At 58.6% G+C, this 15,262-nt stretch carries 13 protein-coding genes and 1 tRNA gene; 8 read left to right on the top strand and 6 right to left on the bottom strand.

Going from position 1 to position 15,262, the window contains the following annotated elements; all coding sequences use genetic code 11:
• The first annotated feature begins 30 nt into the window (after window positions 1-30).
• From DESU86_RS01430 to DESU86_RS01415, 4 genes are all read left to right on the top strand, one after another.
• Window positions 31-891: a pirin family protein gene (locus DESU86_RS01430; protein ID WP_179979417.1), complete on the top strand. Its 861-nt coding sequence runs from the start codon at window positions 31-33 to the stop codon at window positions 889-891.
• A gap of 293 nt (window positions 892-1,184) precedes the next feature.
• On the top strand, window positions 1,185-2,162 hold the full coding sequence (locus tag DESU86_RS01425) for a metal ABC transporter substrate-binding protein (protein WP_179979416.1): 978 nt from the start codon (window positions 1,185-1,187) through the stop codon (window positions 2,160-2,162).
• Window positions 2,149-3,087 (top strand): metal ABC transporter ATP-binding protein, encoded by a 939-nt coding sequence (locus DESU86_RS01420; RefSeq protein ID WP_179979415.1) that lies wholly within the window; start codon window positions 2,149-2,151, stop codon window positions 3,085-3,087. The genes DESU86_RS01425 and DESU86_RS01420 overlap by 14 nt, the downstream gene beginning before the upstream one ends.
• The gene (locus DESU86_RS01415) at window positions 3,080-3,946 is read left to right on the top strand and encodes a metal ABC transporter permease (RefSeq protein WP_179979414.1); all 867 of its coding nucleotides are present in this window, start codon (window positions 3,080-3,082) and stop codon (window positions 3,944-3,946) included. Before DESU86_RS01420 ends, DESU86_RS01415 begins: the two co-directional genes overlap by 8 nt.
• Before the next feature lie 182 nt (window positions 3,947-4,128).
• Here DESU86_RS01415 and tpx read toward each other — a convergent pair whose 3' ends face one another.
• A complete protein-coding gene (gene tpx, locus DESU86_RS01410) occupies window positions 4,129-4,632 on the bottom strand; it encodes a thiol peroxidase (RefSeq protein ID WP_179979413.1) in 504 nt (167 codons plus the stop codon).
• 280 nt (window positions 4,633-4,912) lie between these two features.
• Here tpx and hslU point away from each other — a divergent pair, with 280 nt between their 5' ends.
• On the top strand, window positions 4,913-6,226 hold the full coding sequence (gene hslU, locus DESU86_RS01405) for an ATP-dependent protease ATPase subunit HslU (protein WP_179979412.1): 1,314 nt from the start codon (window positions 4,913-4,915) through the stop codon (window positions 6,224-6,226).
• 708 nt (window positions 6,227-6,934) lie between these two features.
• Here the strand turns inward: hslU and DESU86_RS01400 are convergent.
• Window positions 6,935-7,010: transfer RNA gene (locus tag DESU86_RS01400), tRNA-Lys, on the bottom strand.
• Window positions 7,011-7,176: 166 nt separating this feature from the next.
• Between DESU86_RS01400 and DESU86_RS01395 the strand changes: the two genes are divergently transcribed.
• Together DESU86_RS01395 and DESU86_RS01390 are read left to right on the top strand one after the other, a co-directional pair.
• Window positions 7,177-9,102: a protein-disulfide reductase DsbD family protein gene (locus DESU86_RS01395; protein ID WP_179979411.1), complete on the top strand. Its 1,926-nt coding sequence runs from the start codon at window positions 7,177-7,179 to the stop codon at window positions 9,100-9,102.
• 130 nt (window positions 9,103-9,232) lie between these two features.
• Entirely contained in the window at window positions 9,233-9,709 is a 477-nt protein-coding gene (locus tag DESU86_RS01390) for a chemotaxis protein CheW (protein WP_179979410.1), read from the top strand.
• 65 nt (window positions 9,710-9,774) lie between these two features.
• On the opposite strand, the gene DESU86_RS01385 is transcribed toward DESU86_RS01390, so the two are convergent.
• The 3 genes from DESU86_RS01385 to DESU86_RS01375 form a co-directional block, all read right to left on the bottom strand.
• A complete protein-coding gene (locus tag DESU86_RS01385) occupies window positions 9,775-9,996 on the bottom strand; it encodes a hypothetical protein (protein WP_179979409.1) in 222 nt (73 codons plus the stop codon).
• Window positions 9,997-10,070: 74 nt separating this feature from the next.
• The gene (locus DESU86_RS01380; RefSeq protein ID WP_179979408.1) at window positions 10,071-12,899 is read right to left on the bottom strand and encodes a TIGR03960 family B12-binding radical SAM protein; all 2,829 of its coding nucleotides are present in this window, start codon (window positions 12,897-12,899) and stop codon (window positions 10,071-10,073) included.
• 88 nt (window positions 12,900-12,987) lie between these two features.
• Complete coding sequence (locus DESU86_RS01375) at window positions 12,988-13,329, bottom strand: hypothetical protein (protein WP_179979407.1); 342 nt, start codon at window positions 13,327-13,329, stop codon at window positions 12,988-12,990.
• Window positions 13,330-13,429: 100 nt separating this feature from the next.
• Between DESU86_RS01375 and rnc the strand changes: the two genes are divergently transcribed.
• Window positions 13,430-14,161, top strand: a complete 732-nt coding sequence (gene rnc, locus DESU86_RS01370; RefSeq protein WP_179979406.1) for a ribonuclease III — start codon at window positions 13,430-13,432, stop codon at window positions 14,159-14,161.
• Between the two features lie 125 nt (window positions 14,162-14,286).
• Here the strand turns inward: rnc and DESU86_RS01365 are convergent, their stop codons facing one another.
• A complete protein-coding gene (locus DESU86_RS01365; protein ID WP_179979405.1) occupies window positions 14,287-15,192 on the bottom strand; it encodes a flagellin N-terminal helical domain-containing protein in 906 nt (301 codons plus the stop codon).
• Window positions 15,193-15,262: the final 70 nt, after the last annotated feature.

Here is a 15,262-nt window from a genome sequence, read left to right as displayed (position 1 = left end):
ATCCGAGCAAGCCTGCCCAAAGGAGTTACCATGAAAAAGCGAGCCATTGCCGAGCTGGTCACGGGCCGAAAGGCCATTGACGGCGCAGGCGTACACCTTGTGCGCGTACTTGGTTCACCCACAGTACGCGATTTTGATCCTTTTCTTATGCTGGACGCCTTTGATTCTGAAAATCCTGACGATTACACCAAGGGCTTTCCCACCCATCCGCACCGGGGCATTGAAACCTTTACCTACCTTATGCGGGGCCGCATAGATCATGAAGACAGCCTCGGCAATGCCGGAAGCATTGTGGACGGCGGTTGCCAGTGGATGACGGCGGGCAGCGGCATTTTGCACCAGGAAATGCCTCAGCCCTCACGCCGCATGCTGGGCCTGCAACTCTGGATTAACCTGCCGCGCGCCCGCAAGATGGTTGATCCAGAATACAGGGACATCCGGTCTGAAATGGTTCCCAGAGTGGAAGACGGCGGGGCGTTGGTGGCGGTGGTGGCCGGAGACTATAATGGCGTTGCCGGAGCCACCAGGGGCGATTACGTTGATGTGGTCTTTCTGGACGTGACGTTGAAGCCCGGCGCGCTCTGGACCATAGCCACCAGACCGCAGGATACCGTCTTTGCCTATATGGTTGAAGGGGAGTGCGAGCTTGCCGGCGGCGGTGGCGAAATTCCCCATCGCAATGCCTGCCTGTTTACGCCGGGGGACAGCCTGAGCCTTGTGGGCGGATCTGAAGGCGCGCATTTTGTCCTGGTTTCCGGTGCGCCCCTGCATGAGCCGGTGGCCTGGGGCGGGCCCATTGTCATGAACACGGATGAAGAACTGCGACAGGCCTTCTTTGAACTGGAGGACGGCACGTTCATTCGCCACGCGCCCCGGGGAAAAGCGGGATAGAGCCATTTTACCTTGAAAAGGCCCTGGCTTCTGCCGGAGCAGGCGTTCGCCTGAGCACGTACTCGCAGTTGATTGCGCTGTCGCGGGCCGAGGCGGGCGCGCCAATACCTTCAGAATGCATATTCTTCAAGGTAATCTGCCCGTGCTCATTGATTTATGCCGGATATGACGGGAGGCCGCTCTGGGGGCTTCCCGTCATCCTCCGTTTGCCGCTATGCCAGATTTGGCGGCCTTGACAGGGCCATAGTGGAAGCATAACCAAGAATGCTGACTTGGTGAAATGGAGTAATACCATGAAAAAAAAGATATTTACGCTTTTTCGTTTCAGTGCTGCCGCCATCATGATGGCAGCCTGCTTCGCCAGTGCCGGTCTGCTCCTGCCGCAAGATGCTTCGGCTGCGGCAGGCCAAGGAAAATTGCGCATTCTTGCAACGACATACCCCGTATACCTTCTGGCGCGAAATGTGGTTCAGTCCAATCCCGGCGCGCAGGTCGATCTGCTTATCCCGGCCCAGACAGGTTGCCCGCATGACTACGCCCTGACCCCCAAGGACATGCAGAAGCTGGCCCAGGCAGATGTGCTGCTGCTCAACGGTCTCGGTCTGGACGATTTTATGCTCAAGGCCTTGCCCAATGCCAAGCCCGGCCTTGTCGTGGTGGACAGCAGCGCGGGCATCACCCCCCTGAAGGAAGACAGCGCCCACGAGGAAGGGGATGAGGACCATGACGGCCACCATCACGACCACGGCGGCGTCAACCCCCATGCCTTTGCAAGCCCCCGTCTGGCGGCCGTTATGGTGAAAAACATGGCTCAGGGCCTGGCCAAGGCCGACCCCCAGAACGCCGCGTCGTATGAATCCAACGCCAGCGCGTATGAAAAGGTTCTGCTGGGCCTGAGCGAGCGCCTTGCCATTCTGGGCGCCAAGGCCCCCAACAAAGGCATAGCGCTTATGCATGACGCTCTGGCCTATATGGCGCGTGACGGTGGCCTGGAAGTGGTTGCCGTTATTCAGGAGGACGAGGAAGCCCAGCCTTCGGCGGGACGTATTATCAAGGTGGCCAAGATACTGCGGGAACACAAGCCCGCCCTCATTGCCAGCGAACCTCAGTACTCGGACAAGGCCGTGCAAGTTCTGGCCCGCGAGGTGGGCATACCCGCGGCGCAACTGGATTCCCTGGCTTCGGGCCCGACCAGTCCTTCGCTGGACCACTATGAAAAAACCATGAATAACAACATCAACATTCTTGAGAAGTATTTTGAGCCGCGCTGACACTACCGCTCCTGCCCTTGTTTTTGACCATGTCTGCGTGTGTCGTGGCGGAAGGCTCATCCTTGAGGATGTGTGCGCCACGGTGCCCGCGGGCAGCAGCACCGTGCTTGTGGGCCCCAACGGCGCTGGCAAGACCACGCTGTTGCTCTGTCTTATTGGCGAGATGAGCTATTCGGGCCGTATTGAGGCGGCAGGCCAGTCCGGCCTGCCGCGCACGGCCTATGTGCCGCAGTATCTTCATATGGACGCCAGCCTGCCCCTGCGCGTGGGGGAATTTTTGGCGCTCAACCGCCAGCGCCGCCCCCTGTGGTTCGGCCTCAGCCATTCTGTGCGCGCAGAGGCGCGCAGGCTGTTACGTCTGGTGCAGGCCGAACAACTTGAGGACAGGCGGGTGAGCGATCTTTCTGGCGGCGAAATGCGCCGGGTGCTGCTGGCAGCGGCCCTTGGCCGCGAACCCCGGCTGCTGGTGCTCGACGAGCCTGCCGCCGGAGTCGATGTGCAAGGCGAGCGGCTGTTCTGGGAAGTGTTGAACAAAGTCCGCATGGAGCAGGGCTTTACCCAGATAATTGTCAGTCATAACCTGTCGCTGGCAGCCCACTACGCGACCCACGTCATATGCCTCAACAAAAAAGTCTGCGCCGAGGGCGCGCCCCATGAGGCCCTTAACGCGTCTATTCTCATGCAGCTTTTTGGCGTGCCCATCCATCTGTATCCTGACCAGTGCGACTCCGCTGAATCGGCCTGTCCCCAGTGCGGGGCCGTGTGCGCGCCGGAACGGCTGCTGCCTGCCTATGCCAGCATACAGCGCCGTGGCGGCGCAAAGACGACAAGGGAGGGGGCGTTGACGCAAGATAGTGGCCCGGACGGACACGCGGGCAAAGGCACGGGCGGCGGCGCAGCCTCCGGGGAGGCTGGGCATGCCTGATCTGACTTGTATCTATGATCTTTTGGGCCGCCTGCCGCTGGACTGCCTGCAAATGCGCTTCATGCAGCAGGCCATGTTAGGCCTGCTTTTGTTGGCCCCCATGGCGTCGGTGCTTGGGGTGGAGGTCATCAGCTTTCGCATGGCCTTTTTCTCCGACGCCATCGGTCATTCAGCCTTCGCCGGAGTGGCCCTTGGCCTTATTCTGGCCATAAACCCGCGTATTTCCATGCCGATTTTCGGCGTTCTGGTGGGGTTGGGCATCATGGCCGTGCGGCGGCGCAGCAATCTTTCCGGCGATACGGTCATAGGCATTGTGTTCTCTGCGGTGGTGGCCTTTGGTCTGGCCGTGGTCAGCCGTGCCCCAGGGGTGGGGCGCGACATGCAGCGCTTTTTGTACGGCGACATTCTCACCATTACGGAAGCCGAGACGGGTTTTCTGCTGCTGCTCTTTTTCGCCATGCTGCTTTTTCAGGTAGTGGGCTACAACAGACTGCTGTATATCGCCCTGAACCCCGTCATGGCCCGTGTGCACGGCGTGCGCGTTGCCCTGTGGCAGTATGTTTTTGCGGCGCTGCTGGCCCTTGTGGTCATGTTTTCCGTATGGGCGGTGGGGGTGCTGCTTGTGACGGCCCTGCTCATCGTGCCAGCGGCCACGGCCAGAAATCTGGCCTCCACGGCTGGCGGCATGTTTTGGTGGGCGCTGGTTGTGGGGCTGAGCTCGGCCTTTATCGGTCTTGTGCTTTCAGCGCAGGAATGGATGTCCACGGCCAGCGGGGCTACCGTGATTCTTGTGTCGTGCTGCTGGTTTGGCGTGAGCGCCCTGGTGGCCAGTCTGCGCGGGGGCCGGAAAAGCGCCTGAAGCGCCGCTAGAGCAGTATACGAATGAAATGAGTTAACTGCTCTGTAGGGATTGTTCTGAAAATACTTGCCACGAAGTGCCCCAGGTGCGCGCGGGCCAAGAGTGCTTACAAGAAAGCCTCCCTGTCACGACAGGGAGGCTTTCACTATGCGCTGGCAAGGAAGGGCAGTGTGCCCGCGCAGTTATGCAAGTTTTTTCACGGCGGCCAGGGCCGCGTCATAATCCGGCTCACTGGCAACTTCAGGAACAAGCTGAGTATAGGCGACCGTGCCGTCAGGGGCCACAACCACGATGGCGCGGGCCAGCAGGCGCAGCTCGTCAATAAGCAGGCCATAGTCCTTGCCGAAGCTTCTTTCTTTGTAGTCAGAGAGGGTTTCGACAGACTGAACGCCCGCAGCGCCGCACCAGCGGGCCTGGGCAAAGGGCAGGTCGCAGCTTACGGCCACGATGCGCACCTTGTCGGAAAGGGCGGCGGCTTCCTTGTTGAAGCGGCGCACTTCCATATCGCATGTAGGAGTATCAAGGGAGGGCACGCTTACCAGCACCAGCACCTTGCCCGCATAGTCCTTGAGGCTGCGGGGGCTGAGGTCGTTGGCGGCCAGGGTAAAGTCCGGGGCTTTTTGCCCGACCGCAGGCCGGTTGCCCATGAGATGGAGAGGTGTGCCCTTGAAAGTGACTGTATTCATACGGAACTCCTTGTGCCTTTGTTTATGGAGCCATTGTGCTACAAGTGCTCTGGATAGTCAATAATTGTTATCAACAAGCGCGGGCCAAGCCATGCGTTATTCAGGAGACGCCGCCCTTCAGAACTGCATCATGGCAAATCCATTGCATGCCGTCGAGGGAAGAATGGCGACATTTTTATGTCATGCGGCAGGCCCGTCACGCCAAATTTGCAGCACACCATTGCCAGATGGGTTGCAGTGCCTATATTGACAGACAGAGCAAACTTATCAGGAGCAATCGATGAGCACCTTGACCCCCCGTGAGATCGTGTCCGAGCTGAATAAATTTGTCGTGGGCCAGGAACAGGCCAAGCGCATGGTTGCCGTTGCCGTGCGTAACCGCTGGCGCAGGCAACATCTGCCGCTTGATCTGCGCGACGAGGTTTCGCCCAAGAACATTATCATGATGGGGCCGACCGGCGTGGGCAAAACCGAAATCGCGCGTCGCCTGGCCAAGCTTTCGGGCGCGCCCTTTGTCAAGGTGGAGGCCACCAAGTTCACCGAAGTAGGCTACGTGGGGCGGGATGTGGAGTCTATGGTGCGCGATCTGATGGAGATCGGCATAAACCTTGTGCGCGACGAGGAAAACTCCCGCGTGCGCAAAGCCGCCGAAGCCGCTGCGGAATCGCGCCTGATGGACCTTTTGCTGCCCAGTTCCTTCGGGTTGGAAGACCGCTCCTCCACGCGCGAAAAATTGCTGCAGCAGTTCCGCCTCGGGTTTCTGGACACACGCGAAGTTGAAATGGAAGTGACGGAGATGGGCGGCGGCGGGGTGGACATTTTTGCCATCCCCGGCATGGAGCAGATGGGGGGCCAGGTCAAGGACATGTTCAGCAAGGCCTTTCCGCCCAAGCGCAGCCGCCGCAAGATGAAGGTTCGCGACGCTTTCAACGTGCTTGTGCAGGAAGAGTCCGGCAAGCTCGTTGATCAGGACGCCCTGGTGGAGCGCGCCAAGGAAAGGGTGGAGCAGACCGGCATCATCTTTATCGACGAAATAGACAAGATCGCCAGTTCATCACAAAACCGCACCTCGGATATTTCGCGCGAAGGCGTGCAGCGTGACCTGCTGCCCATTGTGGAGGGCAGTTCCGTGAATACCAAGTACGGCATGATCCGCACGGATCATGTGCTGTTTATTGCGGCGGGCGCGTTCCACTTCAGCAAGCCATCGGATATGATCCCGGAACTGCAGGGGCGTTTTCCCTTGCGCGTGGAACTTCAGCCCCTGGGGCGCGAAGAGTTTTTCCGCATTCTTACCGAGCCGGACAATGCCCTCACCAAGCAGTATGAAGCCCTGCTGGGCACAGAGCAGATACGCTTGAGCTTTACCCAGGACGGACTGGAAGAAGTTGCCGCCTTTGCCGAGGACATCAATTCCCGCTCGGAAAATATCGGCGCGCGCCGTCTGTACACCATCATGGAAAAAATACTGTCCGACATTTCTTTTGACGCCCCGGACATGCCGGGCGCGCAAGTTGTGGTCAACAAGGCCTATGTGGCCGAGCACCTCCAGGACGTGCGCAACGATCAGGACCTGACGCAATACATCCTTTAGGGAAAAGTGAATCTTTAATGACCCTGGCGGCTGCGGGAGCGGGCGCAGGGAAGCCTGAACATTCGTAACCTGCTTCTCATTGAACGAGCCTCTTCTTTGAAAGGAGAGGCTCGTTTTTTTTGCCATCGCTTTTTTGTAACTACTCCGGCATACTAGGTAGTTGTAATTTGGGGTATTGCGGTAGTCTGCCTGGCGAGCCACCCGCCTGAAAAGAAAGGTTCCGGTTGTCCTCGCGCTGGCAGGCATGAATGGGAGGGGAGGCAGCCGCCACGCAAGCCGCTGGCAGCCATGAAAATACGGTTTTTCAGGAAGTCGCCGCGCCGTATGACGCGGACATAAAGGAAAGATGGACTTGCTTTTCCAGTAGGGATAAAATCTCGCTAATGTTGAGATGCTTAACGTTTTCCCTCTGGGGTCACATGCAGTCTGTTGTTTGTGGGTTCGCTCGTGTAATTACGACGGGCAGTACGCTTGTGTCCTGTCGTTACCGTCTGCTTGCCAGAAGCAAAAAAACAGCTCCGGTACAGTCTGCGCGTATGCAGCAGTACTGTGGCAGCGTTGTTGCGTATGTGATTTCTGACGCAAGCGCGTCGTATATGGTCGCAGCATGCGCTCGTGCGTTGCGTTGCGTCCTTGCAGGTGTTGCTATGCTGTATTGCAAATACAAAAAAAGGTTCGTGGCTTGTAACCACGAACCTTTGATTTTTCTGGTGGGCCATCAGGGACTCGAACCCCGAACCAACTGATTAAGAGTCAGCTGCTCTACCAATTGAGCTAATGACCCGCATTGCGTGAAAAGGGGTTTACGCTGATGGGTACCCACTGTCAAGCGTGTTTGAATAAAAAATTGGAAAGAAAGAGCTAACATAGTGAAAAGTAAAAATATTTTTTTAAAAAAGCTTTTTAACCCAAAAAACGTCCCCTTGCCCCTGTGGTTGATGCCCCTGTGTATGGCCTTGTCTCTTCTTGTTTTTTCAGGTCATGCCTGCGCCAACCCGCTGGGAGCTCGGCTTGAAACAGCTCTGGACGGCGATGCCGTTGTCGGCGCCCTGCGCCTCACCTTGCCCAAGGATGTGCACGCCTACGCCCATGACCCTGGCGATGCGGGACGGCCCACCACCCTGCGCTTCAGTGTCGCCGGTGGGCCGCCTCAGGCCGTGTGGTATCCGGAAGGGGCGGTGCAGCGCGACTTTTATGATCCTTCGGCCACCATTTTCGTTTATGAAGGTGAAGTGACCCTCTATGTGCTTTTGTCCCGTGAGGACCAAGGCAAGCCCTATACGGCGGACATAAGCATGCTCCTGTGTTCCACGCGCAACTGCATGCCCGTCAACCAGCAGGTGAAGGAAGTGGTGCCCCAGGCAACGCAGCCTCTTGAGGCCATGCCCTGGGCAGCCCAATGGCGCAGCCTGAAAAAACAGCCGCCCCGGTCTGTTGCGGACGACGCGACTGAGGGCGTGCAGCTTTTTGGCGGGGCTCCGGCCGTAGCTGATCCGCAAGGCTCAACGGAGGGCGATCCCGGGGCCGGCAGGTCTGCGGGTATAGCCCGCTGGCTTGATGCGTCTCAGGGAGAGACTGTGGGGGCTGGTAACGACCCGGCCGCAACGGAAGGCGGGCAGGTGCAAAAGCCCTTGCCCCCCATGGATGATTTTGTGAGTCTGGCGCCACGGTATGTAAATGAATCCATGGAGATAACCAGTCTTGGAAAGGCGCTGCTCTTTGGCATACTGGCCGGTTTGCTGCTCAATGCCATGCCCTGCGTACTGCCTGTACTGACATTCAAGGTCAGCGGCCTGCTTATGGTGGGCGGCTGCGGCAAGGAGGGCCTCAGGCATTTCAGGCGGCACAACCTCTGCTTTGCGGCAGGCGTTATGACCCTTTTCAGCGCTCTGGCCCTTGTGCTCGGCCTGGCGGACCTCATGTGGGGGCAACTGTACCAGAATCAGGCCGTGCTGCTGGTCATGCTGCTGCTCGTGTTTTTGATGGGTCTGTCCATGCTTGGAGTTTTCACCCTGCCTGTCATTGACCTCAAAACAGGGGCAAACACCAAGAATCCCTGTCTTCAGGCGTATTTTACCGGGCTTGTGTCCACGTTTCTGGCAACGCCCTGCAGCGGGCCGCTCCTGGGCGGCGTGCTTGGCTGGGCCTTCACCCAGCCCCTCATGGTGGTCATGGTCGTTTTTTGGGCCGTGGGACTCGGGATGGCCCTGCCGTATGTGCTTTTCAGCATCTGGCCTGCACTGGCGAACATCTTGCCCAAACCGGGAGCCTGGATGCACATTTTTGAGCGCGTCGTGGGCTTTTTTCTTATGGGCACGGCGCTGTACCTGCTTTCCATCTTGCCGGTGGAAAAACACATGCAGGTGTTAAGCGTACTGCTGGTTGTGGCCCTGTGCGCCTGGCTCTGGGGGCAGTACTGCGGCATATCCGCGCCGCCTTTGCGCCGCAGGGTTGTGGGGTTTGCCTGTCTGGGGCTTTTGCTGGCTTCTTTCATGTGGGTGTTGCGCCCTGTGGCCCCCCTGCCGCAATGGCGCGAATTCAACCCGCAGACCTTTGAGGCCAGCCTGGGCAAAAAACCCATGCTGCTGGAATTCACCGCCGACTGGTGCCCCAACTGCAAATTTATGGAGGCTACCGTTCTGACTGACGAGCGCCTGCGTCGCTTGCAGGCCCGTTACAATATGGAGCTTGTCCGTGTGGATCTCACCAATGCCAATGCTTACGCCGTGCGTCTGCTGGAGGCCCTTGGCAGCAAGAGCATTCCCCTCACGGCGCTGTTTCCCGCTGGCGACATGGCCACAGCCCCCCTGGTGCTGCGTGACGTCTACGGCAGTGAGAGCCTGGAGCAGTCCATGCGCGACGCGTTTGGCAGATAGCGATTTTTTCGGCAGACCTATGGTGCTTTACCAATTTGTCGATAAGCTCTATAGTAAACATCGGCAGGCCAAGGCTGATGGTGCCAGCGGCCCCCACAGGTTGAGCGGCTGGTTGCAATAAGGAGCGCACATGGATGTAAATCAGAGAAAACAGGAAGACGAACTTCTGCAACTGGTGACTTTCAGCATCGGTGAGGAGGAGTTCGGGGTTAATATTCTGAAAGTGCAGGAAATTATCCGCACTATGGAGATCACCAGGGTACCCCGCGCTCCAGAATTTGTCGAAGGCGTCATCAATTTGCGCGGAAAGGTGATTCCCATCATTGATCTGCGCCGTCGCTTCGGTCTTGCGTCAAAAACGCACGACAAGAACACGCGGATCATTGTCATCGAGATCAACAATATCATCGTAGGCTTTGTGGTTGACGCGGTTTCCGAAGTGCTGCGCATTCCCGCCAGCACGGTTGAGCCGCCGCCGCCCGTGGTGGCTGGAGTGGATTCGGACTACATCAGCGGCGTTGGCAAGCTTCAGGATCGTCTGCTCATCATGCTTGATCTGGACAAGCTGCTTTCCAACGACGATATGGAAATGCTCGGCGGCATATAGCCGCTCCGAGATAGCAAGTTTTTTTAGGGCGAGAGCTTATGGCTTTCGCCCTTTTCGCATTTGGCTTAGGGCCGGGTATTTATGCGGCGGCTGGAACGCAGGGTCAGTTCTTCCACAATGACCTTCTCATAGTCCGGCGCCAGAGAAAAATCGGCATGCAGTTCCGCACAAATCATGTTTTCGATTTGCTGAGTTTCTTCCCATATTTCAAGCAGTTCGTCGTCAGCCAGATTTTTGACGCGCTGTGCAAAGGGTTCTTCGTCAGCAAAGGGGATACAGGAAGCCATATGTTTTCTCCCGTGGGCAAAGACAAAAAGCCGATATAATGAGCCAGAGGACGTTGGCATCCCCATGGGGGGGCCTATGGATACAGTTTTTCGTCAGCGAACAGTTGCGCGGTTTTCACCAGCTTCAGCCTGGGGCGCAAGGTATCAGGCATTCCCAGAGGCTGCAATATGGCCATGACGAAAAGCAGGGGCGACAGATAACCATTACTCCAGTCAGCTACAAATGTCACGGCCTCAGGGGCATTTTCGTGCTGCTCTTGCGCAAGGGTTTCCCATTGCCGCAACATGGCCCTGATATTGGCGGTGCGGGGGCCTTTTTTGGTGTCGCGCGTGAAGTTCAGTTCGGGCAATGCAGCAAAGTCTTCAAAGCATCGGACAACCTGCCTGTTTTCTTCAGGGGTTGGCAGGGACAGGCAAAAAGCCTCGGCCACGGCCTGTTCGGTGCGGTGGCTTTTGTCCACGAACTCAACACGCACGATCTCCATGCCGAGGGGCAGAAGAGGGTTCAGGCGGTCGGCGATTTCCTGCGGCGGAAGAACCTTGTGCAGGGTCAGGGCAAACCATTCCGCCCGGCTTTCCACGCCAACCGGCAAGGCCCGGCCAAAAGACATGAGCGGCATGGGGTGAAAACCCTGAGAAAAAGCCATGGGCAGACCGGCCCGGCGCAGGGCGCGGTCAAGAACGGCTTGCAGTTCCAGCTGGCTCAGGTAGGCGCAGCCGCCAGCCTTGCTGTGCCAGATGCGATATTGCGCCGCCTTGACGGTCAGTTCTGCGGTTATTTTGGGGGGGCGGCTGGCGGGCGGGCGGCATACCAGGCGGCCTTCCTCGTCCCGGCTGGGCTGATGGGCGCGCTGGTCGCGCTGCGAAAAAATAAGCCTGTTGCGGTGCTGGTGGCTGTCCGGCAGGGGCGTGTCCTGCAGGGCGCTGGCAGGCACTGACTGTTCTTGCGCGTTGTGCGCAAGGGGGCCGCTGTCTGTGGCGGCGCCGATCTGCGCGTCCGTCGGAGCCTCGCTTGAGCTGGCTTCGCTCTGGGGGGCCGCGTCACGCAGAGACCCGTCCAGAGGGGCGACGCCGTTGGGCGAGGGCGTGTGCGGCATGCGCGACGGCCCGACCTTGGTGTCGCAGGCTCCGCACTGGCGGCAGGCCCCGTAGCGGCAGTCGTCGGTAACTTTTTCCCCAAGGGCGCGCTGCCATTCACGCAGCAAAAATTCCTCAGAAATGCCCGCCTCAAGATGTCCCCAGGGCAGGGGACTGCCCGGTTGGCGTTCACCTGTGCATTCCTGCGCGCTCAAGCCGCATTCTTCCAGCGCTTCCAGCCAGGGGTCAAGCGCAAAGTGCTCCATCCAACTGGTGAAGATGGAACCTTTGCGGTAGGCCTTTTCCACCACATCGGCCATGCGGCGGTCCGCGCGGGACAAAATGCCCTCAAGATGGCTCATGGCGGGTTCGTGCCAGCGCAGTTTAAGGAATTTCACCCCTTTGAACTGCTGTCGCACAAAATGGACCCGCCGCTGGATTTCTTCCTGGCTGATCTGCGGCACCCACTGAAAGGGCGTAAAGGGTTTGGGCACAAAGGGCGAAAGGGCCGCCGTGACTTGCAGGCGCGGGCTGCCGCGTCCGGCGGCGTCACGCACCTTGAGGCACGTTTCGGTTATGGCGGCCAGGTCTTCGTCCGTTTCGGTCGGCAGCCCGATCATGAAATAGAGCTTCACCTGACGCCAGCCGTGCTCAAGCAGCTTCTGGGCGTGCAGCAGCAGGTCTTCTTCAGTGACGCCCTTGTTGATGACGTCGCGCAGGCGCTGGCTGCCAGCCTCGGGGGCCAGGGTGCAGCCGGTACGGCGCAGATCGGCCATGCGCTCGATGATTTCGTCGTCAATGGAGCCCACCCGCAGCGACGGCAGGGAAAGGCCGATCTGTTCACGGGCGCAACGGTCCAGGGCGCTGAAGCACAGGGTCTTCAGGGCTGAAAAATCGCCTGTGCTGAGCGACAGGAAAGAAATTTCGTCAAAGCCCGTTTCGCTGAGGCAATCGTCCATCAGGGTCTGGATGGTTTCCAGCGAACGCTCGCGCACCGGGCGGTAGACCATGCCCGCGTGGCAAAAGCGGCAGCCGCGCGTACAGCCGCGCGCGATTTCCAGTGACAGCCTGTTGTGTACGGCTCCCACGGGCACCACCTGTTTGGCGGGATAGGGGGTGTTGTTGATATCCGCCACAATGCGGCGGGCTGGCCGCGTATAGTCGGGCATCAGGGGCACGGGCGGGGCGGTGGGGGCCTCAGGCCGGGCAGTGAAGAGGGAAGGCACGTATACGCCCGGAATATGCCTGGCCTCAAGCAGCAGGCGTTCACGCGTCCAGCCGGAATCCAGCGCTTTTTCAAGCAGTTCCAGAACGTCGGGCAGGCTTTCCTCGCCATCGCCCAGCACCATGACGTCAATAAAGGGCGTCAGCGGTTCCGCGCTGAGCAGCGCGCCACCGCCTGCAATGACAAGGGGGCAGGCCGTAAGGTCCTGCGGCCGGTTCGCCGTGCGCAAGGGAATGCCAGCCAGATCAAGCATGTAGAGGACGTTGGTGTAACAAAGCTCATGCGTGATGGAAAAACTCAGGCAATGGGTCTGCCCCAGTGGGGTGTCAGATTCCAGCGTGGCCAGGGGCGTATTGTGGGCGCGCAGGATATCGCCGGCTTCGCGCTCGGGAGCCATGACCCGTTCAGCCCACCAGTGGGGGCGGCTGTTGACGATATTGTACAGAATTTTTTGCCCCAGATAGGACATGCCGACGTCATAGGTGTCAGGAAAGGCCAGGGCCACACGCAGACGCACGTTCTGCGGGTCTTTTCGGCAGACGTTGTCTTCAATTCCGGCATAGCGGCTGGGTTTGGGCAAAAGCGGCAGAAGGGAACGCATGGTCTTCCTTATGGGGGGCAAAAGGCGGCGGGTGCGAAAAGGGCGGCCTTGCGCGCCGCCCTTGAAAAAAGCCAGAAAAGGAAACGGACTACTTGATCAGGCCGCTGCCGGAACCGCCGAGCGGATCGGAGCTGAACTGCATCCTGCCCAGGCCGCCAGCCACGGTGAGGTTGGTGCAGGCTTCGATGTACTTGTCCTGAAGTTCCTTGGGGGTGCTGGCGTAGCGGTAGAGGAAATTTTTTCCTTCAAGGCTGCCGCTGAACTCGGGTTCAAAGGGGTATCCGTAAGGCAACATCATCATCTGCACGCCCTGTTGCGTGGGAATGCTCTGGATGGCGGCCACATCATTGAGGCAATCTTTTTCGGCATCGTACTTGCCAATGACAAGTTCGCCCGTTACCAGCTTCATTAAACGAATATCGTAAGCCATGCTTTGCTCCTGAGTGTTGATGGTTTTAGGTAGGCACTGGAGCAGCGCATGTCAAGGCATTTTCTGTTGCCTTGGCTGCCGAAAACGCTAAAATAACGCCATGCAGAATTTTGACGTTACACCAGAAAAAACTTCGGATACGGCTTTTGAACTTGTCAAAAAACGGCTTGGGCACAGTTTTGCCCGGCGGGAACTGCTTGACCTGGCCCTGACGCACAGTTCGTGGGCCAACGAGTACTCTTGTGGTCAGGAGCACAATGAGCGGCAGGAATTTCTCGGTGACGCTGTGCTGGAACTTTGCGTCTCGTGGGAGATCTACAAGCGTTTTCCCACCGCGCGTGAAGGCGAACTCACCAAGATGCGCTCAAATCTCGTGAGCGCCGTGAGTCTTGCTGAAAGAGCGCGCGACCTTGGCCTTGATGTCCTTCTCAAGCTGGGCAGAGGAGAAGAAAATCAGGGAGGGCGCAAGCGCGACGCTGTACTCAGCGATGCTCTGGAGGCTGTATTGGCGGCTGTTTATGAAGATGGCGGCTTTGCGGCGGCCCAACAGGCCGTGGCACGTATATTCGCAGGACAGTGGCCCGACAGGGCCGGGGACGGAAAAGCCTCAAAAGACTATAAAACCCGGCTACAGGAAGCCTCGCAGCAGCGTTTTGGCCAGGCGCCACTGTACACGCGCTTGGCCAGTCATGGCCCCGAGCACTCCAAGGTTTTTGAAGTTTCTCTTCGTTTGCCTGACGGCAGTCAGTTTGTCGCAAGCGGCAGCAGCTGCAAAAAAGCTGAACAGCAAGCCGCGCGCGATGCGTTGAAAACGCTCGGACACACGGAATAAGCCCTGCGGCGGCTGTGTGGCAAAATCTCTGATTTGGTGGGAACGCCAGTTGTTTGGCCTGGTCCGGGGGCACGGCCCCCGGACCTCCCACATCTTTGGTCTTCCACAACCTAGAGCACTATGATCTAGCCGCCGATGAGCTTCATGGCCATCTGTGGCAGCGAGTTCGCCTGCGAGAGCATGGCCACCGCAGACTGGCTCAGGATCTGGTTGCGCACGAACTGCGTCATTTCGGTGGCGACGTCCACATCTGAAATGCGCGATTCGGCAGCCTGCAGGTTTTCCGCCTGAGTATTCAGGTTGGTGATGGTATTCTCCAGGCGGTTCTGCATGGCGCCAAGGTGAGCGCGGATCTTGTCCTTGGAGATAATGGCATTGGTGATGGCTTCAAGAGCCCGCTGCGCGGCCTGCTGCGTGGAGACGGTACCGCCATCGCGCAGTTTGCCGCTTCCATCAAGGGCCTGATTGCCGACGCCAAGGGCCGAGGCCGTACTGGTGCCAATCTTGATGTAGTAATAGTCTTCGGCCGAGTCGTTGCCCGTGCCAAAGTGGATCTTCATCTTGCCCGTGGCCTTCATGCCGCTGCCGTCATGCGTGTCGCTGGACAGAGAGCCGTTGAGCAGATGTATGCCGTTGAAGTCAGTGGCATTGGCGATACGGGTGATTTCCGAAGCCATGGCCTGATATTCGGATTCGATCATCAGGCGCTGGGTGGAATCGTACGTGCCCGTGGCCGCCTGTTCGGCCAGTTCCTTCATGCGGGTGAGCTTTTCGTCAATAACGCCCAGAGCGCCGTCGGCGGTCTGAATCATTGAGATGGCGTCATTGGCGTTGCGCGCGCCCTGTTGCAAAGTGGCGATGTCGGCACGCTGCAGTTCGCGAATGGCCAGTCCTGCGGCGTCGTCCGCAGCGCTGTTGACGCGCAAACCTGTTGAAAGGCGCTGTACCGACTTGCTCAACTGGGAATAGTGAGCATTCAAATTTCTGGCCGTGTTTGCGGCCATCATGTTGTGGTTAATAACCAAAGACATGGGGCACCTCCTGGTGGTTGCTAAGCTGTTGGGCATTTTGCAATCTGTGTGCCACAAAAAAATATTATTT

This window comes from Desulfovibrio sp. 86 (assembly GCF_902702915.1).
Taxonomy (GTDB): Bacteria; Desulfobacterota; Desulfovibrionia; order Desulfovibrionales; family Desulfovibrionaceae; genus Desulfovibrio.
This window is presented reverse-complemented; position numbering and strand designations above follow the sequence as displayed.

Bases quoted from the DNA above. Each gene is read 5' to 3' on its own strand.
- DESU86_RS01415 (WP_179979414.1), top strand. From the start codon at position 3,080: ATGCCTGATCTGACTTGTATCTATGATCTTTTGGGCCGCCTGCCGCTG.
- hslU (WP_179979412.1), top strand. From the start codon at position 4,913: ATGAGCACCTTGACCCCCCGTGAGATCGTGTCCGAGCTGAATAAATTT.
- DESU86_RS01395 (WP_179979411.1), top strand. From the start codon at position 7,177: ATGGCCTTGTCTCTTCTTGTTTTTTCAGGTCATGCCTGCGCCAACCCG.
- DESU86_RS01390 (WP_179979410.1), top strand. From the start codon at position 9,233: ATGGATGTAAATCAGAGAAAACAGGAAGACGAACTTCTGCAACTGGTG.
- DESU86_RS01425 (WP_179979416.1), top strand. From the start codon at position 1,185: ATGAAAAAAAAGATATTTACGCTTTTTCGTTTCAGTGCTGCCGCCATC.
- rnc (WP_179979406.1), top strand. From the start codon at position 13,430: ATGCAGAATTTTGACGTTACACCAGAAAAAACTTCGGATACGGCTTTT.
- tpx (WP_179979413.1), bottom strand. From the start codon at position 4,632: ATGAATACAGTCACTTTCAAGGGCACACCTCTCCATCTCATGGGCAAC.
- DESU86_RS01365 (WP_179979405.1), bottom strand. From the start codon at position 15,192: ATGTCTTTGGTTATTAACCACAACATGATGGCCGCAAACACGGCCAGA.
- DESU86_RS01385 (WP_179979409.1), bottom strand. From the start codon at position 9,996: ATGGCTTCCTGTATCCCCTTTGCTGACGAAGAACCCTTTGCACAGCGC.
- DESU86_RS01375 (WP_179979407.1), bottom strand. From the start codon at position 13,329: ATGGCTTACGATATTCGTTTAATGAAGCTGGTAACGGGCGAACTTGTC.
- DESU86_RS01380 (WP_179979408.1), bottom strand. From the start codon at position 12,899: ATGCGTTCCCTTCTGCCGCTTTTGCCCAAACCCAGCCGCTATGCCGGA.
- DESU86_RS01430 (WP_179979417.1), top strand. From the start codon at position 31: ATGAAAAAGCGAGCCATTGCCGAGCTGGTCACGGGCCGAAAGGCCATT.